General features: G+C 71.6%; 30 protein-coding genes and 1 pseudogene. 20 read left to right on the top strand and 11 right to left on the bottom strand.

Translation table 11 applies throughout. The features are described 5' to 3' along the window. Position 1 precedes the first annotated feature (1 nt). Positions 2-1,654 carry a thiamine pyrophosphate-binding protein gene (locus tag CBF90_RS09065; RefSeq protein ID WP_088380432.1) on the bottom strand — a complete coding sequence of 551 codons (1,653 nt, stop codon included), beginning with the start codon at positions 1,652-1,654 and terminating at the stop codon, positions 2-4. A 156-nt stretch (positions 1,655-1,810) separates the two neighbouring features. Continuing rightward, entirely contained in the window at positions 1,811-2,167 is a 357-nt protein-coding gene (locus CBF90_RS09070) for a hypothetical protein (protein ID WP_023952389.1), read from the bottom strand. Between the two features lie 178 nt (positions 2,168-2,345). Here CBF90_RS09070 and CBF90_RS09075 point away from each other — a divergent pair, with 178 nt between their 5' ends. Beyond that, a complete protein-coding gene (locus CBF90_RS09075) occupies positions 2,346-2,855 on the top strand; it encodes a MarR family winged helix-turn-helix transcriptional regulator (protein ID WP_023952387.1) in 510 nt (169 codons plus the stop codon). A 79-nt stretch (positions 2,856-2,934) separates the two neighbouring features. Here CBF90_RS09075 and CBF90_RS18890 read toward each other — a convergent pair whose 3' ends face one another. Beyond that, the gene (locus CBF90_RS18890) at positions 2,935-3,057 is read right to left on the bottom strand and encodes a hypothetical protein (RefSeq protein ID WP_023952386.1); all 123 of its coding nucleotides are present in this window, start codon (positions 3,055-3,057) and stop codon (positions 2,935-2,937) included. Between the two features lie 104 nt (positions 3,058-3,161). On the opposite strand from CBF90_RS18890, the gene CBF90_RS09085 reads away from it, so the two are divergent. The 5 genes from CBF90_RS09085 (at position 3,162) to CBF90_RS09105 (ending at position 7,016) form a co-directional block, all read left to right on the top strand. Then, the gene (locus CBF90_RS09085) at positions 3,162-3,380 is read left to right on the top strand and encodes a 5'-nucleotidase/2',3'-cyclic phosphodiesterase (RefSeq protein ID WP_023952385.1); all 219 of its coding nucleotides are present in this window, start codon (positions 3,162-3,164) and stop codon (positions 3,378-3,380) included. Continuing rightward, positions 3,377-4,552, top strand: coding sequence for a zinc-dependent alcohol dehydrogenase (locus tag CBF90_RS09090; RefSeq protein WP_023952384.1), 1,176 nt, complete (start codon positions 3,377-3,379; stop codon positions 4,550-4,552). Before CBF90_RS09085 ends, CBF90_RS09090 begins: the two co-directional genes overlap by 4 nt. 24 nt (positions 4,553-4,576) lie before the next feature. Further along, positions 4,577-5,017 (top strand): SRPBCC family protein, encoded by a 441-nt coding sequence (locus tag CBF90_RS09095; protein ID WP_064956152.1) that lies wholly within the window; start codon positions 4,577-4,579, stop codon positions 5,015-5,017. Then, a complete protein-coding gene (locus CBF90_RS09100; protein ID WP_036304670.1) occupies positions 5,014-6,468 on the top strand; it encodes an NAD(P)/FAD-dependent oxidoreductase in 1,455 nt (484 codons plus the stop codon). Before CBF90_RS09095 ends, CBF90_RS09100 begins: the two co-directional genes overlap by 4 nt. Before the next feature lie 98 nt (positions 6,469-6,566). Beyond that, positions 6,567-7,016 carry a MarR family winged helix-turn-helix transcriptional regulator gene (locus tag CBF90_RS09105; protein WP_023952381.1) on the top strand — a complete coding sequence of 150 codons (450 nt, stop codon included), beginning with the start codon at positions 6,567-6,569 and terminating at the stop codon, positions 7,014-7,016. 14 nt (positions 7,017-7,030) lie between these two features. Here the strand turns inward: CBF90_RS09105 and CBF90_RS09110 are convergent, their stop codons facing one another. Further along, positions 7,031-7,330 (bottom strand): hypothetical protein, encoded by a 300-nt coding sequence (locus tag CBF90_RS09110; RefSeq protein ID WP_023952380.1) that lies wholly within the window; start codon positions 7,328-7,330, stop codon positions 7,031-7,033. A 175-nt stretch (positions 7,331-7,505) separates the two neighbouring features. Between CBF90_RS09110 and CBF90_RS09115 the strand changes: the two genes are divergently transcribed. The 3 genes from CBF90_RS09115 (at position 7,506) to CBF90_RS09125 (ending at position 9,163) form a co-directional block, all read left to right on the top strand. After that, positions 7,506-7,802: a hypothetical protein gene (locus CBF90_RS09115; RefSeq protein ID WP_052007611.1), complete on the top strand. Its 297-nt coding sequence runs from the start codon at positions 7,506-7,508 to the stop codon at positions 7,800-7,802. Positions 7,803-7,844: 42 nt separating this feature from the next. Next, positions 7,845-8,804, top strand: coding sequence for a Gfo/Idh/MocA family protein (locus CBF90_RS09120; RefSeq protein WP_088380433.1), 960 nt, complete (start codon positions 7,845-7,847; stop codon positions 8,802-8,804). Between the two features lie 65 nt (positions 8,805-8,869). Then, positions 8,870-9,163, top strand: a complete 294-nt coding sequence (locus CBF90_RS09125; RefSeq protein ID WP_023952374.1) for a dienelactone hydrolase — start codon at positions 8,870-8,872, stop codon at positions 9,161-9,163. 13 nt (positions 9,164-9,176) lie between these two features. Here CBF90_RS09125 and CBF90_RS09130 read toward each other — a convergent pair whose 3' ends face one another. Next, positions 9,177-9,632, bottom strand: coding sequence for a CinA family protein (locus CBF90_RS09130; protein ID WP_023952372.1), 456 nt, complete (start codon positions 9,630-9,632; stop codon positions 9,177-9,179). 181 nt (positions 9,633-9,813) lie between these two features. Here CBF90_RS09130 and CBF90_RS09135 point away from each other — a divergent pair, with 181 nt between their 5' ends. Then, positions 9,814-10,404: a DoxX protein gene (locus CBF90_RS09135; protein ID WP_023952370.1), complete on the top strand. Its 591-nt coding sequence runs from the start codon at positions 9,814-9,816 to the stop codon at positions 10,402-10,404. A 52-nt stretch (positions 10,405-10,456) separates the two neighbouring features. Here CBF90_RS09135 and CBF90_RS09140 read toward each other — a convergent pair whose 3' ends face one another. Next, positions 10,457-11,062: a response regulator transcription factor gene (locus CBF90_RS09140; protein ID WP_088380434.1), complete on the bottom strand. Its 606-nt coding sequence runs from the start codon at positions 11,060-11,062 to the stop codon at positions 10,457-10,459. A 38-nt stretch (positions 11,063-11,100) separates the two neighbouring features. On the opposite strand from CBF90_RS09140, the gene CBF90_RS09145 reads away from it, so the two are divergent. Together CBF90_RS09145 and CBF90_RS09150 are read left to right on the top strand one after the other, a co-directional pair. Further along, positions 11,101-11,655 carry a TetR/AcrR family transcriptional regulator gene (locus CBF90_RS09145; RefSeq protein ID WP_088380435.1) on the top strand — a complete coding sequence of 185 codons (555 nt, stop codon included), beginning with the start codon at positions 11,101-11,103 and terminating at the stop codon, positions 11,653-11,655. A 54-nt stretch (positions 11,656-11,709) separates the two neighbouring features. Then, entirely contained in the window at positions 11,710-14,196 is a 2,487-nt protein-coding gene (locus tag CBF90_RS09150; RefSeq protein WP_023952366.1) for an MMPL family transporter, read from the top strand. A 15-nt stretch (positions 14,197-14,211) separates the two neighbouring features. On the opposite strand, the gene CBF90_RS09155 is transcribed toward CBF90_RS09150, so the two are convergent. Then, the gene (locus CBF90_RS09155; protein ID WP_023952364.1) at positions 14,212-15,537 is read right to left on the bottom strand and encodes an NtaA/DmoA family FMN-dependent monooxygenase; all 1,326 of its coding nucleotides are present in this window, start codon (positions 15,535-15,537) and stop codon (positions 14,212-14,214) included. Next, on the bottom strand, positions 15,534-16,895 hold the full coding sequence (locus tag CBF90_RS09160; RefSeq protein ID WP_023952362.1) for an O-acetylhomoserine aminocarboxypropyltransferase/cysteine synthase family protein: 1,362 nt from the start codon (positions 16,893-16,895) through the stop codon (positions 15,534-15,536). Before CBF90_RS09160 ends, CBF90_RS09155 begins: the two co-directional genes overlap by 4 nt. A gap of 161 nt (positions 16,896-17,056) precedes the next feature. Between CBF90_RS09160 and CBF90_RS09165 the strand changes: the two genes are divergently transcribed. Continuing rightward, positions 17,057-17,914, top strand: coding sequence for a sulfurtransferase (locus CBF90_RS09165; protein WP_023952360.1), 858 nt, complete (start codon positions 17,057-17,059; stop codon positions 17,912-17,914). Between the two features lie 5 nt (positions 17,915-17,919). Here the strand turns inward: CBF90_RS09165 and CBF90_RS09170 are convergent, their stop codons facing one another. After that, positions 17,920-18,489 (bottom strand): flavin reductase family protein, encoded by a 570-nt coding sequence (locus tag CBF90_RS09170; protein ID WP_036305111.1) that lies wholly within the window; start codon positions 18,487-18,489, stop codon positions 17,920-17,922. Positions 18,490-18,574: 85 nt separating this feature from the next. Here CBF90_RS09170 and CBF90_RS09175 point away from each other — a divergent pair, with 85 nt between their 5' ends. From CBF90_RS09175 to CBF90_RS09185, 3 genes and pseudogenes are all read left to right on the top strand, one after another. Then, a complete protein-coding gene (locus CBF90_RS09175; RefSeq protein WP_197690573.1) occupies positions 18,575-19,387 on the top strand; it encodes an NADPH-dependent oxidoreductase in 813 nt (270 codons plus the stop codon). 162 nt (positions 19,388-19,549) lie between these two features. Further along, positions 19,550-20,497, top strand: a pseudogene (locus CBF90_RS09180) (pyridoxal-phosphate dependent enzyme); the annotation flags it as partial. A gap of 68 nt (positions 20,498-20,565) precedes the next feature. Next, entirely contained in the window at positions 20,566-21,720 is a 1,155-nt protein-coding gene (locus tag CBF90_RS09185) for a cystathionine gamma-synthase (RefSeq protein ID WP_023952352.1), read from the top strand. Positions 21,721-21,742: 22 nt separating this feature from the next. On the opposite strand, the gene CBF90_RS09190 is transcribed toward CBF90_RS09185, so the two are convergent. After that, positions 21,743-22,243 (bottom strand): DUF1992 domain-containing protein, encoded by a 501-nt coding sequence (locus CBF90_RS09190; protein ID WP_052007607.1) that lies wholly within the window; start codon positions 22,241-22,243, stop codon positions 21,743-21,745. A 67-nt stretch (positions 22,244-22,310) separates the two neighbouring features. Here CBF90_RS09190 and CBF90_RS09195 point away from each other — a divergent pair, with 67 nt between their 5' ends. After that, complete coding sequence (locus CBF90_RS09195) at positions 22,311-23,387, top strand: FUSC family protein (RefSeq protein WP_023952348.1); 1,077 nt, start codon at positions 22,311-22,313, stop codon at positions 23,385-23,387. 63 nt (positions 23,388-23,450) lie between these two features. Beyond that, entirely contained in the window at positions 23,451-24,038 is a 588-nt protein-coding gene (locus CBF90_RS09200; protein ID WP_023952347.1) for a PadR family transcriptional regulator, read from the top strand. Positions 24,039-24,040: 2 nt separating this feature from the next. Here CBF90_RS09200 and CBF90_RS09205 read toward each other — a convergent pair whose 3' ends face one another. Further along, a complete protein-coding gene (locus CBF90_RS09205) occupies positions 24,041-24,676 on the bottom strand; it encodes a hypothetical protein (RefSeq protein WP_088380436.1) in 636 nt (211 codons plus the stop codon). Positions 24,677-24,879: 203 nt separating this feature from the next. On the opposite strand from CBF90_RS09205, the gene CBF90_RS09210 reads away from it, so the two are divergent. Both CBF90_RS09210 and CBF90_RS09215 read left to right on the top strand, forming a co-directional pair. Continuing rightward, the gene (locus CBF90_RS09210) at positions 24,880-25,524 is read left to right on the top strand and encodes a hypothetical protein (protein ID WP_023952345.1); all 645 of its coding nucleotides are present in this window, start codon (positions 24,880-24,882) and stop codon (positions 25,522-25,524) included. 89 nt (positions 25,525-25,613) lie between these two features. Next, on the top strand, positions 25,614-26,627 hold the full coding sequence (locus tag CBF90_RS09215) for a LacI family DNA-binding transcriptional regulator (RefSeq protein ID WP_036304666.1): 1,014 nt from the start codon (positions 25,614-25,616) through the stop codon (positions 26,625-26,627). Positions 26,628-26,658: the final 31 nt, after the last annotated feature.

Here is a 26,658-nt window from a genome sequence, read left to right on the forward strand (position 1 = left end):
GCTAGGAGTTCACACGCAGGATCTCCTCCTGGTACGGGGCGCGGATCTGCGCCGACACCCGCAGGTCGAGCAGGAGGAACGGACGCTCGTCTGCGGGCCGGTCGCGCCACCGGGCGAGGGCCTCGAGGTCGTCGAGTGTTCGCACGACGACGCCCTCGCCGCCCACAGCGTGGCACAGCGCGGCGAAGTCGACCTCGGGAATGAGCATGGGTGCGGGCGCGAGGCCCTGTGCGCCGTAGAGGTGGACCTCGGCGCCGTACGCGCGATCGTTCCAGACGACCGCGAGGCCGTGGCCTCCCGCCACCCGCACGGCGGATTCCAGGTCGCTGACGGCCATGAGGCCGCCGCCGTCGCCCGTCGTCAGCACGATCGTCGTGTCGGGGCGGGCGCGTGCCGCACCGGGCACGGAGGGGAAGCCGAGACCGATCGACTGGTAAGCGGTGCCGACCATCATCATCCGGTCGGGCGACGACACGGGCCAGTACATGTTGGCCCAGCCGATGAAGTGGCCGCCGTCCGATACGACGACGCGGTCCGCGGGCAGCAGCTCCCCGATCCGCCGCGCGGCCGATCGCGGATCGAGGCGCCCGTCGGGGGCGAGTGCATCGCCGGGGTGGTGGTCGCGCAGGGCGACGATGTCGACCGACTCGCGCCATCCGCTGGCCGCAGCACCGATCGCGGTGAGCTCGTCGGTGATCGCCCGGGTGGCGAGCGCCGCGTCGGCGCGCAGATAGAGCCCGACGTGCGGATGCGTCGCCGTGGGGGCCGTGTCGATCTGCGCGACCGTCGTCCCGGGGGCGAACAGGGCTCCGAATCGCATCGTGAACTGGTTCAGCGACGCGCCGACGACGACCACGACATCCGCTTCGCGGATGAGCGACATCGCATTCTCGGCGCCGAAACCGCCGGTGACCCCGAGGTCGAACTCCTCCCGCGGGAAGAGCCCGCGCCCGAGCGCGGTGGTCGCGGTCACCGCTGAGGTGGCGTCGGCGAGAGCGCCGAGCGCGGGCCCCGCTCCGGCGAGCCAGGCGCCTCGGCCGGCGAGGAGGAGGGGGCGCTGCGCGCTGGCGAGCGCGCGCGCGATCTGACTGACGGTTCCGGTCGCGAACGGCGTGGCGGGAGCGAGCTCGGGGGCGCGTCGCGGCTCGGGCGTCTCGGTGAGGGGGCCGGCGTCGGCCTTCGCGACGTCGTAGGGGATCGCGAGGACGACGGGGGAGGAGTAGGCCAGGGCGTGCTCGATCGCGATGACGGTGGTGGCGGCGGCATCCGTCCGTCCCACCGTGTAGGTGCGGACTCCGACGGCCGACGCGAGGGCGATCTGGTCGACGTCCCACGGGCGCGGTCCCGACGTGGGTGCATCGCCGACGACCAGGACCAGCGGGGTGCGGGCCTGGGCCGCTTCGGCCAGTGGTGTCAGCGTGTTCGTGAACCCCGCGCCGTACGTCGCGGTGGCGGCCGCGAGACCTCCGCCGGCGCGGTAGTGGGCGTCGGCGGCGACCACGCCGCCCGCCTCATGCCGGAGGGCGGTGAAGGCGACCCCGGGCGAGCGCTCCAGTGCGTCGAGCAGGTGGGCGTTGCCGTTTCCCATCACCCCGAAGACGTGCGAGACGTGTCGGGAGAGGGCAGCGGAGACGTGCGCGGAGACGGAGGGCATGGCGATGCCTTTCGAGACGGAACGGTGATCGAGGCCGTATGTGTCTCACGCGCGGGTGCCGCTTCGTGCCCATTTTTCGAGCACCGACGGCAACGCCGCCGCCGGACGTTCCGATTATAGGAACGACCGACGACGGCGTGAAGTGTTCGGTCCGGGTTACGCCGGGACCTTCAGTCGCGGCACCCCGGCGGTGACCGGGCGCAGCTCGCGCTGCGGGGCCTCGGGGATCTCCTGGTCGAGGGCGACCATCAGGCCGGCCGACGAGGTCGCGGCATTGGCGAGGTCGCGGACGGCAGCGGGGTTCAGGATCTCCATGTCCGCGCTCTCGAAGACGAAGCGCAGGGGGATGGACGGCTGCAGCCAGATCGATGAACGGCCCTCGTCGGACGTCCACGACATCATGAAGCTCTCGTTGCGCCGGAGCTTCGTCGCGATGACGACCTTCAGGTGCGCGAGCAGGCGGTCCGGGATCTCGATTCGGGTGTCGGAGTTTCCGTAGTGGAGCTGTCCCATGCTGTCCTCCTGAGATCGTCGATGAGCGAGGGAAGTGTTGGTTCCCTCATTAAGTATCTAGCCAGACAAGACACTTCCTGTCAATTCTTAGATCCTATGTATCTCACCATCTGTGAAAGACAGAATCTGTCAAGCCGGGCTAGTGTTCTAGGATGCTGTCGGAGGAGGTGGCAACCCGATGCCTCGAAACGTCGTCCTGCACGAAGGACTCCATCTCTACGCGGACCAACCTCGCGAAGAGGTCGGCCGTCGCCTGAGCGACGCCGTGCTGCGCCTGCGACGCGCCGAGCAGGTGCAGGCCGGGCTCGCCGTCCGGGCATCCGAGCTGTCGGCGATCGACCTGACCGCCTTGCGATACCTCGTCCAGGGCCACCGCGACGGCCGCGATCTGGGCCCGAAGGACCTCATCGTCATGCTCGCTACCTCGAGCGCCACCGTGACCAACGTCGTCGAGCGTCTGGCCTCGAAGGGGCTGGTCGAGCGCGTTCAGCACCCCACCGACCGACGCGCGCACTACCTCGTTCCGACCCCGGAGGCGGTCGAGCGAGTGGATGCCGCCTTCGCCGCCCATCACCAGGCGATCGTGACCGTCATCGACGAGCTCGACGCGGAGCGTGCCGCCATCGCGGCCGAGGTCGTGGACCTCCTCGCGTCCGCTCTCGACGATGTCGCGGAACGCAGCGCCTGATCTCGAACGACGCTTCGAGCGCACGACGACGGAGGGGCCGGCTCGCATCAGGTGCGACGCCGGCCCCTCCGTCGTGGTGTCAGCTGTCTTCGCCCTCGGCCTGCGAGGGGTGTCCCGTCGCCTCTTCCGGGGCTTCGCCCGTGTCGGGGTGTTCGGGGTCGGCACCTTCGGCCTGACTGGGCTTCGCGTCGTCTCGTGACATCGGCGGTCTCCTTCCGGGATGGGCTTGTCGTCTCTGGCTACCACGCTTGTCCGGCCCTCGCCATCCCCTCGCTCCGGCCGGGCGGACGTGCTTACGGTCGCCCCATGTCCGACGCATCCGAATCCCTGACCGACGAAGACGCCCGCCGCGAGGAACTGCTGCGAGCCGGCGGATCGACCGAGGCCGACGCCGCGCCGCGGATCGAGACGAGCGAGCACGACGGCGTCACGCGCATCGACATCGCCGACACCGCCGCCGTGCGGCCCGGGCCCGGCCCCGGCACGCCCGAAGCCGACGGCGACGACCCGGAGGAGACACGATGAAGGCTCTCACCTGGCAGGGACGCCGGAAGGTCTCCGTCGAGACCGTGCCCGACCCCGAGATCCTCGAGCCCACCGACGCGATCGTGCGGATCACCTCGACGGCCATCTGCGGGTCCGACCTGCACCTCTACGAGATCTTCGGGCCGTTCATCGACAGCGGTGACGTACTCGGCCACGAACCGATGGGTGTCGTCGTCGAGGTCGGGTCTGCCGTGACGAACCTCGCCGTCGGCGACCGCATCGTCGTGCCGTTCAACATCTCGTGCGGGCACTGCTTCATGTGCCGTCGTGGCCTCCAGTCGCAGTGCGAGACGACCCAGGTCACCGAATACGGCAGCGGCGCCTCGCTGTTCGGCTACACGAAGCTGTACGGACAGGTCCCGGGAGGGCAGGCCGAGTACCTGCGGGTTCCGCTCGCGGACTACAACCACATCCGCGTCGGCTCCGACCTTCCCGACGACCGCTACCTCTTCCTCAGCGACATCCTGCCGACGGCGTGGCAGGGCGTGGCGTACGCCGACGTTCCCGAGGGCGGCACTCTCGCGGTCATGGGCCTCGGCCCCGTCGGGCAGTTCGTCGCGCGCGTCGGCGTGCATCGCGGCTATCGCGTGCTCGCGGTCGATCCGGTCGCCGAGCGCCGAGCGATGGCCGAGCGGCACGGTGCCGACGTCTTCGACCTCGCCGATTCGGTCGTCGAGGAGCTCCGCGACCTCACCGACGGGCGCGGCGTGGATGCGGTCGTGGATGCCGTCGGCATGGAGGCCCACGGCAACCCCGCCGTCTCGACGGTGCACAAGGCGGTGGGACTGCTGCCCGACGCCCTGGCCCAGAAGGTCATGGAGACCGGCGGGCTCGACCGGCTGGCCGCACTGCACTCGTCGATCGACGTCGTCCGCCGCGGCGGCACCGTGTCGATCAGCGGCGTGTACGCCGGCGAGGCCGACATGATGCCGATGAAGACGATGTTCGACAAGCAGCTGAGCCTGCGGATGGGGCAATGCAACGTCAAGCGGTGGATCGATGATCTGCTGCCTCTCGTCGAAGACCCCGCCGACCCGCTCGGCGTCATGGATCTGACCACCCACCGCGCGCCGCTGACCGACGCGCCGGGCCTCTACGAGACTTTTCAGAAGAAGGAGGACGGCTGCATCAAGGTGGTGCTGCAGCCGTGACTCCGCCCCGGAGAGGAGACGGCCATGTCGCGTAACGTCCGACTCATGCACTGCGCCCCCGAGGACGTCTTCGCGGTCCTGAACGACGGCTGGCTCTTCCCGGCTTGGGTCGTCGGTGCTTCGCGCATGCGCGACGTCAGTCCGGCTTGGCCTCAGACGGGGTCGCGCCTGCACCATTCGTTCGGGGTCTGGCCCTTCGTCATCGACGACAGCACATCGGTGCTCGAATTCGATCCGCCGCACCGCATGGTGATGCAAGCGCGCGGCTGGCCGATCGGCGAGGCCCACATCACCATCGACGTCAAGCCCCGCGGCGACGATTGCGTCGTGCGCATTCAGGAGGTGGCCGCGGAAGGGCCGGGATCGTTCATCCCGCAACCACTGCTCGACCTGCCGCTGCACGTCCGCAACGCCGAGACCCTGCGGAGGCTCGCGCACCTCGCGGAGGGCGGCGCGGGACGGTGACGGCGGAGTACGACGCCGTCGTCGTCGGCTCCGGGCCGAACGGGCTGGCGGCGGCCGTCACCCTGGCGCGCTCCGGGCTCTCGGTCGCGGTGTTCGAAGCGGAGGACCACTTCGGCGGTGGGGCGGCGACGGGCGAGATCACGCTTCCGGGCTACCGGCACGACCTCTGTTCGGCGGTGCACCCGCTCGCTTTCGAATCCGCCTTCTTCCGCGAGTTCGGACTGCGCCGCCGCGTCGAGTTCGTCGTGCCCGAGGTGTCGTATGCGCACCCTCTCGACGGTGGCGCAGCGCTGGCTTACCGCGATCTCGATCGCACGGCCGAGGGGCTCGGAGCCGACGGCCGCGCGTACACCCGGCTGATGGCGCCGCTCGTCGAGCGCGTGCGCGGCATCGCGGACCTCACCGGTGGCTCGCTGCTGCGCGTCCCCGGCGATCCGATCGCCGCGGCCTGGTTCGGACTGCGCACACTCGAGCAGGGGAGCGCCGCGTGGAACCTGCGGTTCCGCGAGCAGGCCGCCCCGGCTCTGGTGTCCGGTGTCGCGGCTCACACCATCCTGGGCCTTCCGAGTCTCGCAGCCGCCGGTGGCGGGCTGACCCTCGCCACCTACGGTCATGCGCGCGGGTGGCCGATCCCCATCGGCGGCAGCGGCGCCATCGTCCAGGCGATGGTTGACGACATCCGCGCCCACGGGGGCGAGCTGTTCGCGGGGCGCCGCATCCGCTCCCTCGACGAGCTCCCCACCGCCCGCGCCGTCCTGCTCGACGTCACTCCGCGTGCCCTCATCGGGATGGCGGGGGAGCGGATGCCGGCCCGGTACCGCCGCCGACTCGAGCGCTTCCGCTACGGCGACGCCGTCGCGAAGGTCGACTTCGCTCTGTCGACGCCCGTGCCCTGGCGCGATCCGGCGATCGCGCGCAGCGGCACCGTGCACATCGGCGGCACGCGGGCGGAGATCGCCGCGTCCGAGAACGCGGTTCGGGAGGGGCGTCTGCCCGACGCGCCCTACGTCCTGGTCGCCCAGCCGTCGCTGTTCGACGAGACCCGTGCCCCGGCGGGACACCACACGCTGTGGGCGTACACGCATGTCCCCGCCGGCAGCGAGGTCGACCGCACCGAGGCGATCGTCCGGCAGATCGAGCGCTTCGCGCCGGGCTTTCGGGAGACGATCCTCGCCACTCACTCCGAGACGGCGCGGCAGGTCGCCGCTCGCAATCTGAACTATCCCGACGGCGACATCTCCGCCGGGGTGCCCTCGCTCGATCAGCTGATCGCGCGTCCCGTGCTCGCGCGAGACCCGTGGCGAACCCCTATGGACGGCGTCTACCTGTGCTCCTCGTCGACCAGCCCCGGACCGGGCGTTCACGGGCTGGGCGGCTGGTGGGCGGCCCTGAGCGCGCTGCGCCACGAGTTCGGGGTGCGGACGCGTCCCGACCTCTCGCCGCGTCTCTGAGGGGGCATTACGGGCCCCGGGCGGCGGAGTCAAGCCGCAGATCGCCGATTCTCGGCGCTTCTACAGTGGAGGCATCATCGACGTCTGCGGGAGGTTCCATGGTGTCCGGTGCGTCCGAGCCCGAATCCGTCGCACGCGCGGTCGAACGGCTGCGACTGGCCGAGGCCAGCCTGGCGCGGCGACGCCAGAGCGACTGCGGTCCGAGCGAGACCGCGCGTGCGGCGATGCGCGTCGTGTACGACAGCGCGGATGCTGGCAAGCGCGTCACACCGACCGACATCGCCGCGACGCTCGGCATCTCGACGCCGACGGCCACCACGATGCTCAAGCGCCTGCACGACGGGGGACTGGTCGCCTTCCAGCGCAATCCCGACGACGGCCGGAGCAAGTACGTCGTTCCGACGGACCGCAACGCCGACGTCGAAGGCGTCGACCCGCTCACGCTCCGCGTGCGCGACATCGCGCGCGGGCTCGACGAGGACACCGCGGCGAAGCTGGCGACGCTTCTCGACGCGATCGCGGACGCGGTCGATGAGGAGTGCCGCTGAGGCAGGCGACGTCGTCAGGCGTCGGCGGTCGCCGGCTCCGGGATCACCCGCAGGCCGTTCGTTCCGCCGGCCTCGAGCATGAGGGCCTCGACCCAGTGCCGATTGATCGTCGGCGGCCGGCTGCCGCTGAAGAGGAACACCATCGGAACGGCCGGGTGCACCCAGACGCTGAACAGCCCGCTGTCGGTCGAGCGGTGGAACATGAACGGCTCGTTGCGACGCAGCTTGTTCATGAAGACCACCCGCAGGTGAGCGAGCAGACGGTCCTCGACGTCGAACGTCCGCCCCTGGCTTCCGTAAACGAGTGTTCCCACGCACGCGAGGGTAGTGGCGCGGTTCGGCCTAACTAATTCCGGTTAGTTAGGCGAACTAGGTAGGTCGTGTTGACGCCGTGTAAACCCCGTGTGAACTTCTGTCAAGCCGGTAGGTGCAGTGGGTCCGGGGCGGGACACTCGATGCAGAGCGACGGGAGTGGTCATGGTCTTGGATATGTCACCGATCGCCCGCAAGCCCAGCGCGGTGAGGCTGGCCACGTCGGGCGCTCTGCGTCAGTTGCCCACCCGGCGGCCCGAGGCCCCCAGCGCCGAGGCGGACGTGCGGTGGGAGCTCGTCGACGTCGATCGCTACGAGGTGCGCGAGGGCGAGGTCATCCTCGGGTACATCGACGTCGTGGGCGCCGTGTTCGTGGCGCTCGGCGGCCCCTGGTACTCCGCCGCCGTCGAACTCCGTCAGACGCTGCGATTCGACGAGGCGGTGCAGACGCTGCGCTCGACCCGGCGCCACTGACGCAGCCCGAAGCCCCGGTCACCTCCTCCTAGGCTGGAGGGCATGATCCGGATCGCGACCGTCGGCACGAGCGTCATCACCGACGCCTTCATCGGTGCGGCATCCCGCACGCCCGGTATCGAGGTGGTGGCTGTGTCATCGCGCGATGACGCGAGGGCGCGCGCGTATGCCGATCGTCTCGGCGTCGAGGGAGCGTTCGGCAGCGTAGAGGCCGCTCTCGCCGATCCCGGCGTCGATGCGGTCTACATCGGCTCGCCGAACTCCGCGCACGGCCCACAGGTCGCGGCGGCGATCGCGGCGGGCAAGCACGTGCTCGTCGAGAAGCCGGCGGTCGGCTCCGCCGCCGAATGGGACGATCTCGTCGGCCGCTCCCGGCGGGCGGGGGTGGTGCTGATCGAGGCGATGCGCACGGCCTACGACCCGGGCATCGTCGCCGTCCGCGACCGCGTCCCGTCGCTCGGCAGCCTCCGCCGAGCCTCGTTCCACTACGCCAAGCGCTCCTCGCGTTACGACGCCGTGCTCGCCGGTGAGACCCCCAACATCTTCGATCCCGCGATGGGCGGCGGCGCGCTCGCAGACCTCGGCGTCTACGGTGTGCACGCCGCCGTCCTCCTGTTCGGCGAGCCCGTGAGGGTGTCCGCGTCGGCGGTGACCATCGCCACCGGTGCCGACGGGGCGGGCCTCGCGGTGCTGGAGTACCCCGGGCTGATCGTCGATGTCGGCTACTCGAAGATCACGACGGCGGCCAGGCCGAGCGAGATCCAGGGCGAGAGCGCGACGGTCCTGATCGATCATCTGGCCAGCCCGCGTCGGATCACGCGCATCGACGCGTCCGGTGCGTCGTCGGAATGGACCTCGGACGCCGCGGTCGACACCCTCGACGGGGAGGTCGCGCGCTTCGTGGAGCTCGTCGGTGGTGCGGCGGCACCCGACGAGGATCAGGCCCGCACGTCGGCGACGCTGCGCACGCTCGAACGGATCCGTCGCGCCGCGGCCGGCTGACGCATCCGCGGATCGCGCTGTCAAGGCCCTGGGGTTCCGCCGGGGCCGTGACGCAGGCTCGGATCATGCAACACACGGGACTGCGCTGGGACGAGATCGCTGAGGATGCCTGGCGGGTATGCGATCCCGCTCGCCCGTCCTCCGATGCCGCCGCCGTCGTCGCCTACGTCGAGCGACGCCGCGACGGCGTGTACGAGGTGGTGTGGCTGTGCGGCACCGCGGGAACCGAGACGTTCGCCGCGATCGGCGAGGCGGCGTTCGCCATCTCCGAGCGGCACGCGGCGTCGCGCCGCACCGGGTCGCCGCTTGCGACCAAGCCGATCCCCATCGCGCACCGGCCGCCGCTGTCGACGGCCTGATCGGCGAGCGCGCTCAGCGTCGCATCCGATCGATGAGCAGTCCGAGGGCCGCGTTGACGCTGCCGTCGATGACCTGCTCGGGCTCGCCGTCGAGTTCGAGCAGCACGTGCCCGGTGTCGTCGCCGTCGCTCCACCCGAGGTAGACGGTGCCCGGCTCGTGCCCGTCGTGGGGCTCGGGGCCCCCGACGCCGGTCGCCGATACCGCGAGGTCGGCTCCCGTGAGGTCGCGCACCGCCCGGGCCAGCTGCTCGGCGCACTCCGGCGAGCAGGGATCGATGCCCTCGGCCAGGTCCAGGACCCGGTGCTTCGTCTCGAGCCGGTAAGCCACGACCCCGCCGGCGAACCAGTCGCCCGCGCCCTCCGCGGCGCCGATCGTCGCGGCGAGGTTGCCCGAGGTGAGTGATTCCGCGACGGCGATCACGGTGCCCGTCTCCTGTGCGCGTCGTGCGAGTTCCTCGATGTCGCTCATATCTCCTCCTGGCGCGACCCTATGCAGCGGCGTGCGCTCCGGGCGCGGGGATTGTCCCCGGTCCGACGCGGTGATACGCGCGGGCGACCCTGCAGGCGGATCGGGACTTTGGTCCCTGTTCATGACGCCGGGAACGCGAGATAGTTATGTGGTCAGACCACATACGACGAAGGAGACAGAAATGACCACGCACGCGGTCCACGCAGCCATCCCGCGCACGGAGGCTCGGACCCGCACTCAGGCGATCGCCCGCCAGGACGAGATCGTGACCTCGCTCACCGGACGCCGCACCCTCGCTGCGCTGCGCTATGCGACCGGCTTCATCTTCCTCTGGGCGTTCCTCGACAAGCTGCTCGGCCTCGGTTTCTCGACGCCGTTCGAGCGGGCGTGGATCAACGGCGGCACCCCGGCGCAGGGCTTCCTCAACAGCCCCGCCGTGACCGGACCGCTCCAGCCCTGGTTCCAGAGCATGGCGAGCCCGCTCGCCGACGTCCTGTTCATGGCGGGCATGCTGGCCATCGGAGTCGCCGTCATGTCGGGCATTGGTCTCCGCGTCGCCGCGGTCGCCGGGAGCCTCGTCATGCTGCTGATGTACCTGGCCGAGTGGCCGTTCGCCTGGGGCGCGGCATCCACCAACCCCCTCGTCGACTACCACATCGTCTACGCGCTCGCGCTGATCGTGATCGCCGTGCTCCACGCCGGCGACACGTGGGGCCTCGGCGCCATGTGGAAGAAGCTGCCGCTCGTGCAGCGCTTCCGGTGGCTCGTCTGACACCGAGTCGCCCCGCCGAAGGCGCGGATCCCACCGGGGTCCGCGCCTTCGCTCATTCGTGCTCGGGTTGCGCCGCGCGCAGCGCGGCCTGCGTACGGCTCGTGACGCCGAGCGTGCGCATGATCCCCGTCAGGTGGTTCTTCACCGTCTTCTCGGCGACACCGAGCTCGATCGCGATGGCGCGGTTCGACAGCCCCCGCGCGACCAGGGCGAGCACCTCCCGCTGCCGGCGGGGGAGGGCCTCCGGCGGCGACGTCGGGGGTGAGGCGGGTCGCAGGGTCGCGCTCAGCGGGTGCCCCGACCCGACCCGGCGCACGGCCTCGACGAGCTCGCCCGCCGCGACGTCTTCGAGAAGGAAGGCCGCGGCGCCCGCGGCGGCGCTCGCGGCGCGGGCTGTGTCGTCGTCCGCGGCGCTGAGGACGATGCACTGCAGGTGAGGGTCCAGCGCGCGCAGGGCGCGGCACACCCGTGGGCCGTCGCCGTCGGCGAGCCGGTATCCGATGATCGCGACGTCCGGCCGTGTCACCTCTGCGCGCGCCGCCGCCTGACGGGCGGTGGCCGCCTCGGCGACGACCTGCAGTCCCGTCGCCGCGTCGATCAGGTCGGCGACGCCGCGGCGGACCAGGTCGTGGTCGGCCAGGACGAGCACGGCGAGCATGGGCTCCACCGTAGCGTCCGGCTCGTTACGGTGGAGGGATGGACGAGCACCGGGCCGGTCCGCGGCGCAGCGAACAGGCTCGGCTGGCGGTACTGACGGCCGCGGCCGAGCTCATCGCGCAGAGCGGCTACGAGAACCTCACGATCGAGGCGATCGCCCGGCACGCCGCCGTCGGCAAGCAGACGATCTATCGGTGGTGGCCGTCTCGCGCCGCGATCCTCACCGAAGCGCTGCTCGAGGGGATGATCTTCCGGCATCAGCTCGCGGTGCGAGACACGGGGGACCTCCGCCGCGACCTGAACGAGTGGATGTCGCGGGTGTGGACCGTCCTCGACGCTCCGCAGGGACGTCTGCTGCTGCGGTCGCTCGTCGCCGCCGCGACCGAGCATGCCGCGATCGGTGAGCTCATGCGCGACCGGCTGAGCGCCGACGGCGGCATCCGGGCGCGCGTGGTCGCACACGGCGATCCTGCTCTCGCAGCGGTCGAGATCGGCGATGCGGTCGCGGGCTGGATGATGATGCAGGCGCTCCTGGGCGCCGCCCCGACGCCCGACAGCATCCGGGCGATCGTGCACGTCCTGGTCCCGGGTTAGGGTTGACGAGACGTCGCGTCTCGTCAAGGCGTCCGCATCCCGAAGGAGTCGCCGATGGCCGAGCTGCTGTACCGCCTGAGCAAGGGGGCCGCGCGTCGCGCTTGGCTCGTCGTCGTCGCCTGGGTCGCCGTGCTGGGAATCGCCGGCGGCGCCTTCGCGCTCGGCTTCGGCGGGCTGTCATCGAGCTTCGACATCCCGGGGACCGCGTCATCGAAGGTCACCGACCAGCTCGCCGACGAGCTGCCCGACTTCGCCGGCGCGGCAGGCACCGTCGTGTTCCACGCCGAGGACGGCGCTCTCACCGACGACCAGCGGGCGGCGATCTCCGATCTCGTCGCCTCCGCCACCGATCTGCCCGACGTCGCGACGGTCAACGACCCGTTCGAGGCCGAGGCGCAGCGAGCCGCGCAGGCCCAGCAGCTGGCCGACGGCCAGACTCAGCTCTCGTCCGCGCGCGACCAGCTCGACGCCGGACAGGCGCAGCTCGACCAGGGCACGGCGCAGCTCGAGGCGGGCCAGGCCCAGCTCGACGCCGCGCGGGCTCAGCTCGAGGCTGCCGGCGCCCCCGCCCAGCAGCTCGCGGCGCTCGATGCCCAGCAGGCCCAGCTCGACGCCGGGCGCGCCGAGCTGGAGCAGCAGCAGGCGACCCTCGACGCCGGCCGGACCGAGCTCGAGGCGCAGGCCGAGACCGCCGAGCTCGGCGGGCGCCTGCTCGACCTCGCCGACGGCATCGCGCTGGTCTCGCCGGACGGCTCGACCGCGACCGTGAACGTCGCCTTCACCCTGCCGCGCCTCGAGCTGCCGCAGGAAGCGAAGGACGCCGTCGTCGAGCACTTCACCGCCGAGCCGATCGATGGCGTCGAGGTGGGCTTCTCGACCGAGATCTCGCAGGGCGTGCCGAAGATCCTCGGCGTCGGCGAGGCCGTCGGCGTCGCGGTCGCCGCCGTGGTGCTCCTCGTCATGCTCGGCAGCCTCATCGCCGCCGCCCTCCCGCTCGTCACCGCGATCGTGGGCGTGGGTGTGGGCGTTCTCGGGGTGCTCGCGCTGTCGGGGGTCGTGCAGATGGCGTCGGTGACGCCCGTGCTCGGTGTGATGCTCGGGCTCGCGGTCGGCATCGACTACGCCCTGTTCGTGCTCAACCGCCACCGCAAGCAGCTGCTGCGCGGGATCGACCTCCACGAGTCCATCGGCCTCGCCGGCGGCACCGCCGGCAACGCCGTCGTGTTCGCCGGGTCGACGGTCGTCGTCGCCCTGCTCGCCCTCAACATCACCGGCATCCCGTTCCTCGGCCTCATGGGAACCGCGGGAGCCGTCTGCGTGGCCATCGCGGTGCTGATCGCCATCACGCTGCTGCCGGCGCTCCTCGGTCTGCTGGGGATGCGCGTGCTCGGTCGCCGTGCCCGCGCCCGCGTCGGAGCCCCCGACGCCGTGACGACCCCGACGCGCGCGATGCCGACCTGGCGCGCGATCACCACCGCCGTCGTTTCGGTCGGGCTCCTGCTCGCCCTCGCGGTTCCGGCGCTGTCGATGCGGGTGGGACTTCCCGACGGCGCATCCGAGCCGGAGGGGTCGTACGGCCAGCGTGCGTTCGAGCTCACCGAGGACGCGTTCGGTCCCGGCGCGAACTCGCCGCTGCTCGTGACCGCGAGCCTGCCGGAGGGCCTCGACGATGCCGGGCGTCTGCGCGCGCAGGTCGCGGTGGCCGAAGCGATCGCCGGGCGCGAGCACGTGAGCGCCGTGGCTCCGATCGCCGTCTCCGACAGCGGTTCGATCGCCGCGTTCCAGGTGATCCCGACCGAGGGGCCGAGCAGCGTCGCGACCGAGGACCTGGTGCGCGACCTGCGCTCGCTGCCTCCCGTCGACGGCGAGTACGCGCTCGGCGTCGCCGGGCAGGCCGCCATCAACATCGACATCTCCGAGGGCCTCGTCGGCATCCTGCCGATCTACCTCGCGGTCGTCGTGGGGCTCTCGCTCGTGATCATGATCGTCGTCTTCCGCTCGCTCGTGGTGCCCCTCATCGCGACGGGAGGATTCATCCTGTCGCTGTTCGCCACCTACGGCGCCGTCGTCGCGGTCTTCCAATGGGGGTGGGGCGCCGAGTTCATCGGCCTGCACACCACCGGCCCGATCCTGAACTTCCTCCCGGTGATCCTCGTGGGCATCCTCTTCGGACTCGCGATGGACTACCAGCTGTTCCTCGCGTCGGGGATGCGCGAAGCCTTCGTGCACGGCTCCGAGGCGCGCCTCGCGGTCATGCAGGGCTTCCGTGCCGGGCGGTCGGTCGTCATCGCGGCTGCGCTCATCATGGTGTCGGTGTTCGGCGGCTTCATCTTCGCCGAGGCGACGATCATCCGCTCGATGGGCTTCGGCCTCGCCTTCGGCATCCTCGTCGACGCGCTCGTGGTGCGGATGCTGCTCATGCCGGCACTCATGCACCTCATCGGGCGCGGCGCGTGGTGGCTGCCCCGGTGGCTCGACCGCATCCTGCCGGATGTCGACGTCGAGGGCGCCAAGCTCGAACGCACCCACCCGCACGTCTGAGCGCGCCGGTCGGGGTCAGAACGCGTCGAGGTCGGCGCGCAGGCCCCGACCGGTGTGCTCGGTGCGCAGGATGCCGCGGCGCCGCAGCACCGGCACGAGCTCGTCGAGTGCGCGGTGGAGGGTCACGGGGTGGAAGTCGCCCGAGAAGATCAGGCCGTCGTTGTCGGCATCGTCGCCCAGCGCCTGGATGACGTCGGCGATCTCCTCCGCGGTTCCCACCGTCCCTCCCGCACCGTCGGTCACGCGTCCGAGCCGCGCCTTGCCGGTGAGGATGTCGCGAAGCGGTGCTTCCGAGAAGTCGGAGTAGCGCCCGAGCAGGCCCCGGATGGTGCCCTTCGAGACGTGATCGCCGAAGATCGCAGGATCGAGCGGGCGGTCGAGGTCCAGCGACGTCAGGTCGGTCTCGAGGTCGCTCGACCACGCTTCTGCGACCTCGCGGAGGGCCGCCTCGTCGGGATGACGCGACGCCTCGACGATGCGGTCTGCCTCGTCGACCGAGCTCGCGACGATGGGCTTGACGACGAAGAGAGTCTTGATCGCGTCGGCATCGCGCCCGGCGGCGATCGCCGCCTCGCGCACCCGGGCGCGGTAGGCCCGGATGCTCGCGGGATCGAGGTTCGACAGGGCGAGCTGGATCTCGGAGTTCGTGCCGGCGAAGCCGATGCCGCGCGGCGAGCCACCGGGGGAGGCGACGATCGGGTCGCCCGCGGGCAGGGGCTCGGCGTTGAGGGGACCGTCGAACGAGAAGTACTCGCCGCGGTGCTGGACGGCGCGGATCTTCGAGCCGTCGGCGTAGATCTGCGTGTCGGGGTCGGCGATCAGCGCGTCGTCGTCCCAGCTGTGCCACAGCAGGCGCAGCGCATCGAGCCACTCCTGGGCGCGGTCGTATGCGGCGTCGTGCCCGAGGCGCTCGGTGCCGAAATGATGCGCCGATCCGACGTCGGTGACGACGTTCAGCCCCAGCCGGCTGCCGCTCAGGTGCTGCAGCGACGCGAACTGACGGGCGGCGAGGTACGGCGGCCACGCGGCGGGGTTGACCGTGGGGATCACGCCGAGGTGCTGCGTCGCGGCGAACAGGTACGGCGCGAGCGTCCACGGGTCGTGCTTGGGACCGCCGTACGCCTTGCGCACCCGCAGGTTCAGCGTCTCGGGCGTGATGCCGACCGAGAGCGCGTCTTCGATGAGGACGAAGTCGAAGCCCGCCTGCTCGAGCTCGCGGGCCGAGTGCTGGTAGAGGTCGGGCTTCTGCCACGGCCAGTTCCACCGCTGGTACGGCCGCGCCCAGCCGTGGGGCCCGAACCCGCGCGAGAGGAACCAGCCGAAGTGCTGTGCGCGCGTCATGCCGACACCGTTTCCGGCAGGTCTTCCGGCAGGTCTTCCGGCACGACGCCGGTCGCCGCGCGGGCGGCGTCGAGTCCGCGCGCGAGGTCGGCGATGAGGTCGCCGGCATCCTCCAGCCCGACCGAGATGCGCAGCAGCCCCGGACCGACGCCGATGCGCTCGAGGTCGGCATCGTCGCGACTCGCGTGGGTGGTGGTCGCCGGATGCAGCACGAGCGAGCGCACATCGCCGAGGTGGGTCATCGGGGTGAACAGCCGCACGCTGCGCGTGAACGCCTCCGCGGCCGGCCGCCCGCCCGCGAGGGTGAAGGAGAACAGCGCGCCCTGTCCCGCCGGAAGGAGGCGCACGGCGAGATCATGGTCGGGATGCGAGGGGAGTCCGCTGTAGTCGACGCCGGCGACCTCGGGACGCGTCTCGAGCCAGGCCGCGAGAGCCGCCGCGGTCTGCGACTGGCGCTCGACCCGCAGCGACAGGGTCTCGATGCCCTGCAGCAGCAGGAAGGCGTTCAGAGGTGAGGGGGAGGGGCCGAAGCGCATCGCGACGCGGCGTGCGGTGTCGAGGAAGGCGCGCTCGCCGGAGCGTTCGACGAACGTGCGCCCGTCGGGCCCGGTCTCGGCCGCGATCTGGCGGAACCGGCCCGGGACGGCGTCCCAGGCGAAGCGTCCGCCGTCGATGATGACGCCGCCCAGGCCCGTTCCGTGGCCCGACAGGAACTTCGACGCGGAGTGGATGACGATGTCGGCGCCGAGTTCGAGCGGGCGCAGCAGGTACGGGGTCGCGAGGGTCGAGTCGACGACGAGCGGGATGCCGTGCCGGTGTGCGACCTCGGCGACGGTGGGGATGTCGAGCACGCCGCCGCGCGGATTCGCGATGGTCTCGGCGAGGAGCGCGCGCGTGCGCGGGCCGATCGCCGCCTCCCAGGCGGCGGGGTCGCGCGGATCGTCGACGAAGTCGGTCGTGATGCCGAGGCGGCCGAATTCGGAGCGCAGCAGTTCGCGCGTGCCCTCGTAGATCGCGGAGGCCGCGACGATGTGGTCTCCGGACTCGAGGATCGTCAGCAGCGCCGTCGTCGTCGCGGCCTGGCCGCTGCCGACGAGCAGGGCGCCGACGCCGCCCTCGAGGTCGGCGATGCGACGCTCAGCCGCCGCGGCGGTCGGATTGCCGACGCGCGTGTAGCTGAAACCCGTCGTGGGGTCGGCGAAGCGGCCCTCGCCGTCGGCGATGTCGTCGAACTCGAAGCCGGCGGTCAGGTAGATCGGGGTCGCGCGCGAGCCGTATGCGTCGAAGCCGCGGGCGCCCGCGTGCAGCTGACGCGTCGCGAAGGCGAGGGATTCGGGGTGGTTCTCGAGACCGGGCATGGGGGGAAGAGTACGGGCGGCGGACGCGGCGGCGCTTCCCCGCCGTCATGCGAGGTCACGCGGAGGCGCCCGTGGGTCGGCGTGTGTCGCTCTGTGTTCTCCCGTTTCCGACTGTTTCGATCGCGAGCGCACGGGGAACGCGGGCTGGGGAGCATGGGGGCATGTCCCCCCTGGTGAGCGTCGACGACCTCGCCGCCGAACTCGCTGCGGACGCTCCCGTGCGTCTGCTGGATGTCCGGTGGCGCCTGGACCGGGCCGAAGGACGCCCCGACTATCTGCTGGGTCATCTGCCCGGCGCCGTCTACGTCGATCTGGAACGTGAGCTCGCGCGCCCCGGGGTTCCGGAGCAGGGACGGCATCCGCTGCCCGACCGCGCCGACCTCGAGGCCGCGGCCCGTCGCTGGGGTGTGAGGGCCGGAGACCGGCTCGTCGCTTACGACGACAACGACGGTGTCGCCGCCGCGCGTGCGTGGTGGCTGCTGCGCCGTCACGGCCTCGACGTCCGGGTGCTCGACGGCGGCTTCCGCGCCTGGGTCGCGTCGGGGCGTCGCCTGGAGCACAGTGACCGCGCCGCCGCGGCGGGCGATGTGTCGCTCGCCGAGGGCAGCGGCGGTCTCGCCACCATCGACGAGGCGGCCGTCGCTCCCGCGCGCGGAGTGCTGCTCGACGTGCGCGCGCCCCAGCACTACCGGGGTCAGGTGGCAGGGGCCGACCCCGTCAGCGGCCACATCCCCGGGGCCCTGAATCTTCCGACGGTGGCCCACATCGCGCCGGACGGTCTCCTGCGCGGTCCGGACGAGGTCCGCACGTCGCTCGCGGCAGTGGGGATCGGCGCCGACACGGATGTCGTCATCACCTGCAGCTCGGGTATCGCCTCGGCGCACACCGCCCTGGCCTTCGCGGTGGCCGGATACGGCCGGGCGCGCGTGTTCGCGGGGTCGTGGAGCCAGTGGTCTCGTGACCCCGGCCGGCCCGTCGCGACGGGGGCGAGCCCGGCGGCGGCGATCGGCGTCGTCTGAGGGGATCAGCCGCGGATGGCGGAATCTTCGCTGAGGCGGTGCCAGGTGCGGTTGTGGTAGACCAGCGCATCGCCGTGACCGCCGGGCTCGACGTCGCGCTCGACGTGCGACTGGAGGGCGTGGCCGGCGATGACGATGGAGCCGCCGGCATCCATCCGCGACACGACCGCGCAGCGGACCCACGCCCGCACGCCGCGGTACACGGGTTCTCCCGTCGTCAGCCGCGACCAGGCCGAGGTGTCGGCGAAGCGATCGATGCCGCTCGTGGCGCCGAGCTTCGCCAGCGGCAGATCGTCGGCGTCGAGCAGGTGCACCACGACGGTCTCGGCAGTGGACAGGACGGCCGACGCGGACGACTGAGCCGACACCGAGAACACCAGGAGCGGCGGGTCGGCGCTCACCGACGAGACGGAGGTCGCCGTGAGCGCGACCGGGCCGTCACCCGCGTCGGCGGTGATGACGGCGACCCCGCCGGGGTGCCCGCGGAAGAGCGTCTTGAACTCATCGGCGGACAGCGAGCCGCCCAGATGACGGGAGGGGTGCTCCGCGGACGGGTCGATGTTCGGCTGCGACATGATCACGACGTTAGTAACCACGACGACCCATCACATGTTCCGTGAACGTCGGAGACGATCGATGACGCCGTGTAACGTTCCCCGCGTGACGACGGAATCACGCGACGGCTGGTCTGGGCGGTACGGCTCTGCCGCGCCCGAGGGCCTCCCGCGCAACGATGTGCTGGACCTCCTCTACCGCCATCGCTCCGTGCGGCGATTCGCACCCGGCGAGATCGACGACGCGACGCTGACCGCGATCATCGCGGCTGCACAGTCGGCCTCGACGAGCTCGAACCTGCAGGCGTGGTCGGTGATCGAGGTGCGCGACCCCGACCGGCGCGACGCGCTCGCCCGACTCGCGGGCGACCAGGACTTCATCCGCCGGGGCGGCGTCTTCCTCGTCTTCGTCGCCGACTGGGCTCGTGCGCGCGAGCTCGCGCATCGCGCGGGGGAGCCGTCGGATGCCGTCGAGTACATGGAGAGCACGATCGTCGGCTTCATCGATGCGGCGCTCGCCGCCCAGAACGCCGTGATCGCCGCCGAGTCGCTGGGCCTGGGCGCGGTCTACGTCGGGGCGGTCCGGAACCATCCCGAGCAGATCGCCGATCTGCTCGAACTCCCCGCGGGAGCCTTTCCGGCGTTCGGCGTCGTGCTCGGCCGCCCCGACCCGGACGACCGGGCGGGGGTGAAGCCACGGCTGCCGCAGCGGGTCGTCCGCCACCGCGAGACCTATCGCCTGCCCGACGACGCCGAGATCGCCGCGTACGAGGAGGCGGTCACGGCGTACTACCGCACGCAGGGCGAGCCGCGGGGCTGGCTGCGCGCCGCGATCGCCCGGGTGCGGGGTGCCGCGAGCCTGCACGGGCGCCACACGATGCGTCGCTCCCTCGAACGCCGCGGTCTGTCGTCGCGCTGACCCGGGGGGGGGGGGCGAATCCGCTCGACAGCGGCCGGGCCCTGGCTTAGGGTGGACGCGTGCAGACCTGTCGTTGTTGTCGCTGAGCGCCGCCGCGCTCACCTCAGACGACCCCGACAGCACCCGCGCCTCTGAGCGCGCGGACACCGTGAGGACACCCTCGTGCGCTACGCAGAGAACATCGCCGAACTCGTCGGCAACACCCCGCTGGTTCGCCTGAACCACGTCGCGTCCTCGACGCGGGCGACCGTGCTCGCCAAGATCGAGTACTTCAACCCGGGCAGCTCGGCCAAGGATCGCATCGCTGCGAGGATCATCGAGGCCGCCGAGCGCGACGGGCTGCTCCGGCCGGGCGGAACGATCGTCGAGCCCACGAGCGGCAACACCGGTGTCGGCCTCGCCCTCGTCGCGCAGCAGCGCGGCTACCGGATGGTCTTCGTCGTTCCCGACAAGTTCGCGGGCGAGAAGGTCGCCGTCCTGAAGGCGTACGGCGCCGAGGTCGTGATGACCCCCACGAGCGTGCCGCCGGAGCATCCGGATTCGTATTACAGCGTCTCGGACCGGCTCGCGCGGGAGATCCCCGGCGCCTTCAAACCCAACCAGTTCGCCAACGCCGCCGGGCCGCGCGCCCACTACGAGACGACCGGACCCGAGATCTGGCGCGACACCGCGGGGAGCGTGACGCACTTCGTCGCCGGTGTCGGCACCGGCGGCACGATCACGGGCACGGGACGGTACCTGCGCGAGGTCTCCGGCGGGGCCGTGACGATCGTCGGCGCCGACCCCGAGGGGTCCATCTACAGCGGCGACATCGGCCGGTACCTCGTCGAGGGCGTCGGCGAGGACTTCTGGCCCGAGACCTTCGATCCGTCCGTCGTCGACCGCTACGAGCGGGTGGGCGACCGCGAGTCGTTCGCGATGACCCGCCGCCTCGCGCGCGAGGAAGGCCTGCTCGTCGGCGGTTCGTCGGGCATGGCCGTGGTGGCCGCGCTTCGGACGGCACGCGAGCTCGGGCCCGACGACGTCGTCGTCGTGCTGCTGCCCGACCACGGCCGCGGGTACCTCTCGAAGATCTACGACGACGACTGGATGCGTGCCCACGGGTTCGCCGACCTCGTCGTCGAACCCGACCACGGCATCCCCGATCACCGCACGACCCACGACACCAGGAGCGACGCATGAGCACGCACGATTCCGCCCGCGGCCTCGCGAGCCTCGCCGTTCACGCCGGCCAGGAGTTCGACCCCACCACCGGAGCGGTCATCCCGCCGGTCCACTTCTCGACGACGTTCGCGCAGGACGGCATCGGCGGCCTCCGCGGCGGCTACGAGTACGGTCGCTCGGGAAACCCGACCCGCACGGCGCTCCAGGTGCAGCTCGCCGCGCTCGAGGGCGGGGCGCACGGCTTCTCGTTCGCCTCGGGGCTGGCCGCCGAGGACGTGCTGCTGCGCGCCGCGCTGACGCCCGGTGACGAGGTGCTTCTCGGCAACGACGTCTACGGGGGAACGCACCGTCTCATCGCCCGTGTCCTGGCTCCGTGGGGTGTGAAGCTGCGGGTCGTCGACATGAGCGACCTCGCCGCCGTGCGGGCTGCGGTCGCCGAGCGCGCGCCGCGCGTGCTGTGGGTGGAGACACCGTCGAACCCGTTGCTGCGCATCACCGACATCGCGGGCCTGGCGGCCATCGGACACGAGGCCGGCTCGCTCGTCGTCGTCGACAACACCTTCGCGACCCCGGCGCTCCAGCGGCCCCTCGAGCTCGGCGCCGATGTCGTCGTGCACTCCACGACGAAGTACCTCGGCGGGCACTCGGATGTCGTCGGCGGCGCACTCGTGCTCGACGACGATGCGCTCGCCGAGAAGATCGGTTTCCTGCAGTACGCCGCGGGAGCGGTGTCGGGACCGATGGATGCCTGGCTCACGACGCGCGGGATCAAGACGCTCGATGTCCGCATGCAGCGCCACAGCGAGAACGCCGGGGCCATCGCCGCGTTCCTGGAGCGACACGATCGCGTCGCCCGCGTGTTCTACCCCGGGCTCGCCTCGCACCCCGGGCACGAGCTGGCCGCGTCGCAGATGACCCGCTTCGGGGGCATGCTCTCGCTCGCGCTCGAGTCCGGCGAGGCGGCGCGTCGCTTCGCCGAGTCGACGCGCCTGTTCCAGCTCGCCGAATCGCTCGGCGGCGTGGAGTCGCTGGTGAACTATCCCGATGCGATGACGCACGCTTCGGTCCGCGGCACGGAGGCCGCCGTGCCGGTCGAGGTGGTGCGGCTCTCCGTGGGCATCGAGTCAGTGGACGATCTGCTGGCCGACGTGGAGCAGGCGCTGCGCTGACCTCGTCTCGCCGGCGGGCCGCTCAGCGTCGGAACAGCCGCCGGCGGCGTCGCGGTTCGGCCGGCGGGGCTGCGGATGCCGCCGCCGCGGCATCCGCGCGACGCTGACGCCAGGCGGCGACCTCGGCCTCGACGTCGTGCGTCGGTGTGACCACGGGCGGCCCGCCCTGCAGCTGCCGGCGGGCCTCGACGACGCGCCGGTTGAAGTCGGCGACGTACTCGCGCACATCGTCCTCGCGGTTGAGAGCGTCGACACGGGCGTCGAACTCGGCGTGCTCGATCCGCAGGGTCAGCGCCGGCGGGCCGAGCCCGGTGAGCTGCTCCTCGCGGATCTTCCGCTTGATCCACCAGTCGGGATCGTGGTTCGGGCCGAGATCGGCGATGGGCTTGCCCGCTCCCGGCAGATCGTCGAAGTCGCCGCGGCGGATGGCCTGCTGAATCGCCGTCTCGATGTAGGCCGCGCGTTCACGAGGGCCGGGCACCGGCGTCTGGGGCGTCGAGGATGCGGGGGAATCGTCGCTCATGTCGTTCTCCGCCTCCAGAGTACGTGCCGGCGCGCAGACGTCGGCGTTCTCGCGGGACAATGGAGTAATGCCGCTTTCGCTCGAACCGCCCCCCGACAGTTCCGGCCGGTGGCGGCGTGAGGCGGGGGAGCTGGGGCGCAGCCTGACGCGATTCGGGCCGTCGCCGGGACCGCGATGGCACCTCGGGCTGCAGGCTGCGCTCGCGATGGCGCTGCCCGTGGTCGTCCTCTCCGCGCTGGGGCTCGAGAACATCGCGCTGCTCGCCGCGACCGGAGCGTTCGCGACGCTGTACGGTGGCCGTCTCTCACCGCGCGAGCGCCTGCGCTTCGTCCCCATCGTCGCGGCGGTGCTGTGGTCGTGTGCGGCGCTCGGGGTCGCGGCGGCGGCCGTCGGCGCTGTCGCGGTGGCCATCGGCCTCATCGTGGTCGCCGTCGCGGCATCCGTTCTGGTCTTCGGCCGCTCGGTCGGTCCGCCGGGCCCGCTGTTCGCCGTGCTCATCTACGGCCTGTCGGCGCACGTCACGGCGCCGCAGTCGTCGCACGCGGTGAACCCGGCGCTGTATCTCGGTGTCCTCGCGGCGTCGCTGCTGTTCGCATGGCTGGTCACGGCGGCACCTCTCGTGCGGCGCTCGCACCGCGGCGCGAAGCCTCGGTCGATGCGCTCGCTCTTCCCCGCGGCCGGGGGCGAGGCGACGACGCGGACCCTCGTCGTGCGAACGGCGACGGTCGCGGTCGTCGGCACGGCGATCGCGCTGCTCGTCGATCCCGAGCGCGCCTACTGGATCGTCGGGGCGGGGATCGCCGTCCTCGGAGTCAGCGCGAGTCGCCGCGTCGCGCTGTCGCGCGGCATCCACCGCGCGCTCGGCACCGCGGCGGGGGCGGCCGTGTTCCTCGCCATCAGCGTCGTGCCGCTCGGCGGCGTCGTGCTCGGTCTCGTGCTCGGGGCGCTGCAGTTCATCATCGAGCTCGTCGTCGTCCGCCACTACGCGCTCGCGCTCGTCTTCATCACCCCGCTGGTGCTCCTCATCCTGAGCGCGGCGGGAGCCGGCGGCCCGGAGCTGGCGGTCGAGCGCGTCGTCGACACCGCGGTGGGTGTCGGACTCGGCATCCTCAGCAGCGTGATCGTGATGGGCCCGCGGCGGTAGTCCCCTCGATACCCGGTATGCATATACTCGCAAACTACATACCCGGTATGCGAAAGGACGACCGTGTCGGTTCGACTCAGCCTTCTGGCGATCCTCGATCAGGGCCCCTGCTATGGCTATCAGCTGCGGGCGGAGTTCGACCGTCGGACCGGGTCGACGTGGCCCCTGAACGTGGGCCAGATCTACAACACCCTCGACCGGCTCGAGCGGGACGGTCTCGTCGAGAAGGGGTCGGTCGACGGGCAGGGCCACGTCTACTGGCAGATCACGGATGCCGGGCGCGCCGAGGTCGCGTCATGGTTGGGCTCGCCCGTCGAACGGCCGGCGGGCACACGGGATGAGCTCGCGATCAAGCTCGCGGTGGCCGCGACCCTGCCGGGGATCGATGTGAACGAGGTCATCCAGGCGCAGCGGCGCGCCTCGCTCGCGCAACTGCAGGAGCTCCGCAGCGGCGAGTACGCCGGAGCGAACCCCGACGGTCCCGAGGAGCTCGCCTGGTCGCTCGTGGTCGACTCGATGATCTTCGCGGCCGAGGCCGAGGTGCGCTGGCTCGATCACACCGAGCAGCGCCTCGCGCAGCATCCCGGCCGCGCGATGGCGATCGAGCTGTCGACGGAGAAGCCCAAGCGCGGGCGGCCGGTCAAAGCCTGAGCTCAGCCGAGCACTTGCCCGGTAGCCCAGAAATCGGGGCGGACCTCCGCGATGGGGGCGAGCTCGTCGCGCAGGCGGCGCCAGATCGCCAGGCCGGTCTCGAACGAGTCGGCGGGGACCGGGCCGTCGGGTCCCGCGTCCTGGATCGCGCCGTCCCAGGCGAGGAGATCCCGGGTCAGGTCATCGCTCATCCCGAGACTGCGCGGGTCGACGACGTACTCGTCCGTGAAGCTCTCCCACAGCGGGCTCGAGGCCCATCCCGAGAACATGCGGATGACGCGCCGTCCGTCGGGGAGCACGAGCGGCTCGCCGCGACGGGAACGCGCCATCAGGTAGCGATCCTGCATCTCGCGACGACGTTGCCATTCGACGCCGTCGGTCGGGGTGTCGTCGTAGTCGTACCCCGACAGCCAGACCAGACCCCGTTGCGCTCCCTCCCCGCGGACCAGAGCGACCGACCAGAGGTGGCGGTCGTCGTCGGAGAAGATGCGCATCTCGCGGAAGACGGTGTCGATCGAGACGTCGACGATGTCGATGATCCGCGTGTCTTTCGCGTCGCCGGGGTAGACGAACACCCGGAATCTCGGTCCGAGATCCTCCCAGGTCGTGTCACGGCGATCGGCGAGCTCTGCACGCATGACGCAGAGCCTACGCGGGCCGGATGCCGCGCTCTCAGGCGACTGCCAGGAAACCGCCGCGATCCGCATGAGGGCGCGGATCGCAGGCGGCCCGAACGGGGGCGGATGCACGGTTTTCGCTCGAGGTCTCCAATCCGCATCCGGGGGTCGTCCCGGATAGCCCCACGTGCCGCAATCCAGCGCACGTGACGGAAGGAAGAGACATGCGTACGAACCTGAAGCGAGCAGCAATCTTCGGCACGGCGGGCCTGGGTGCCGCCGCGATCGCCACCGCCGGATTCGCCCTGCCCGCGTCGGCTGACGACACCACCGCAGTCGACTCGTCCACCACCGACACGACCACCACCACGGACGTCGCATCGTCGTTCGACGCGCTGTCGACGTGGATCGACGGCGTCCTCGAGGCCAACGGCAACGGCGTGGGCGAGAACGCCAACGTCGGCAACCTCGGGCTCGAGGGCGGCCTCATCAACGGACCGCTGATCAGCGATGTGGGCAACGGCGCGCTGCTGTCGGGCAACGACACCCCGATCGCCTCGGGCAACGACACTGCCGTGGACGCCCCGGTCGACGCCCCCATCGTCTCGGGCAACGAGACCGGTAACGGCAACGAGACCGGCAACGGCAACGAGGTCGGCAACGGCAACCAGACCGACACCGACCTCGGCAACGGCACGGACGTCGGCACGGGTGACGTCGGCACGGGCGACGTCGGCACGGGCGAGGTCAGCACGGGCGACGTCACGAGCGGAATCGGCAGCACCGTCGACAACCTCGTCGGCGGCATCACCTCGGACGTGACCTCCGACGTCGACGACCTCGTGGGCGGCATCCTCGGCGACCGCTGATCCCGGATCGCATCCGACCGAGAGTTCTCGAAGGGCGGCACGCGGCCTCGGCCGGTGCCGCCCTTCGGCGTGCCCGCTAGCCTGGCGCAGTGAGCGAAGCGATGCCCGGGCGGGCGCGAGTGGGCGTGCGGGATGTCGCGGCCGCCGCGGGCGTGTCGACGCAGACGGTCTCGCGCGTCATCAACGACCACCCTCACATCCGGCCCGAGACGCGGGAACGCGTGGTCGCGGCGATGGCCGAGCTCGGCTATCGCGTCAACAATGCGGCGCGTGCGCTCGGCACCGCGACGACGCGGACGATCGGGGTGGTCGCCTCCGACACCGATCTGTACGGGCCCGCCGCGGGCATCGGGGCTCTCGAACGCGCGGCGCGGTCGGCCGGCCGGTGGATCGCCACGGCCTACGCCGACGGCGCGGATGCCGCCAGCGTCACGGCCGCCGCCGACCATCTTCTCGCCCAGGGGGTGGACGGGATCGTCGTCGTGGCGCCCCATACGGCGGCGCTCGAAGCGCTGGCGGCGGCATCCCCCGGGGTCCCGGTGGTGCCGCTGCACTCGCGGGTCGGGGGAGCCGGCACGCCGGCTGACGGCGACCGCGGCGCCGAGGGAGCGGCGCTCGCCGTCGATCATCTGCTGGACGCCGGGCACCGCCGCATCGCTCAGCTGTCGGGCCCGGCCGCCTGGCTCGAGGCCGTCGCTCGCGACACCGGTGCCGAGTCTGCGCTCGCGCGACGGGGACTGCAGCTCGCCGGTCGCTGGCGCGGCGACTGGTCCGCGGCATCGGGGGCGGCGCTGGCCCCCGAGATCGCCGCCGCGGTCGGCGAGGCGGGCGGGCCGACCGCGATCGTCGTCGCGAACGATCAGATGGCGCTCGGCCTGGTCTCCGGACTCGCTTCACGGGGTGTGGACGTTCCCGCGGACGTCAGCGTGGTCGGCTTCGACGACCACCCGGATGCGGCCTTCTACCGGCCCGCCCTCACTACGGTCCGTCTCGATATCGCGGGCGAGGCGCAGCGGTGCGTCCGGATCCTGCTGGGCGCGGACTCTGCCACCGGTCCGGAACCGCCCCGGCTCGTGGTGCGCGACTCGACTCGCCCGGTCTGAGGTCGATGAGCCTGCCGTTCAGGCTCGCGTC

The organism is Microbacterium sp. AISO3, assembly GCF_002204305.1.
Lineage (GTDB): Bacteria > Actinomycetota > Actinomycetes > Actinomycetales > Microbacteriaceae > Microbacterium > Microbacterium arborescens.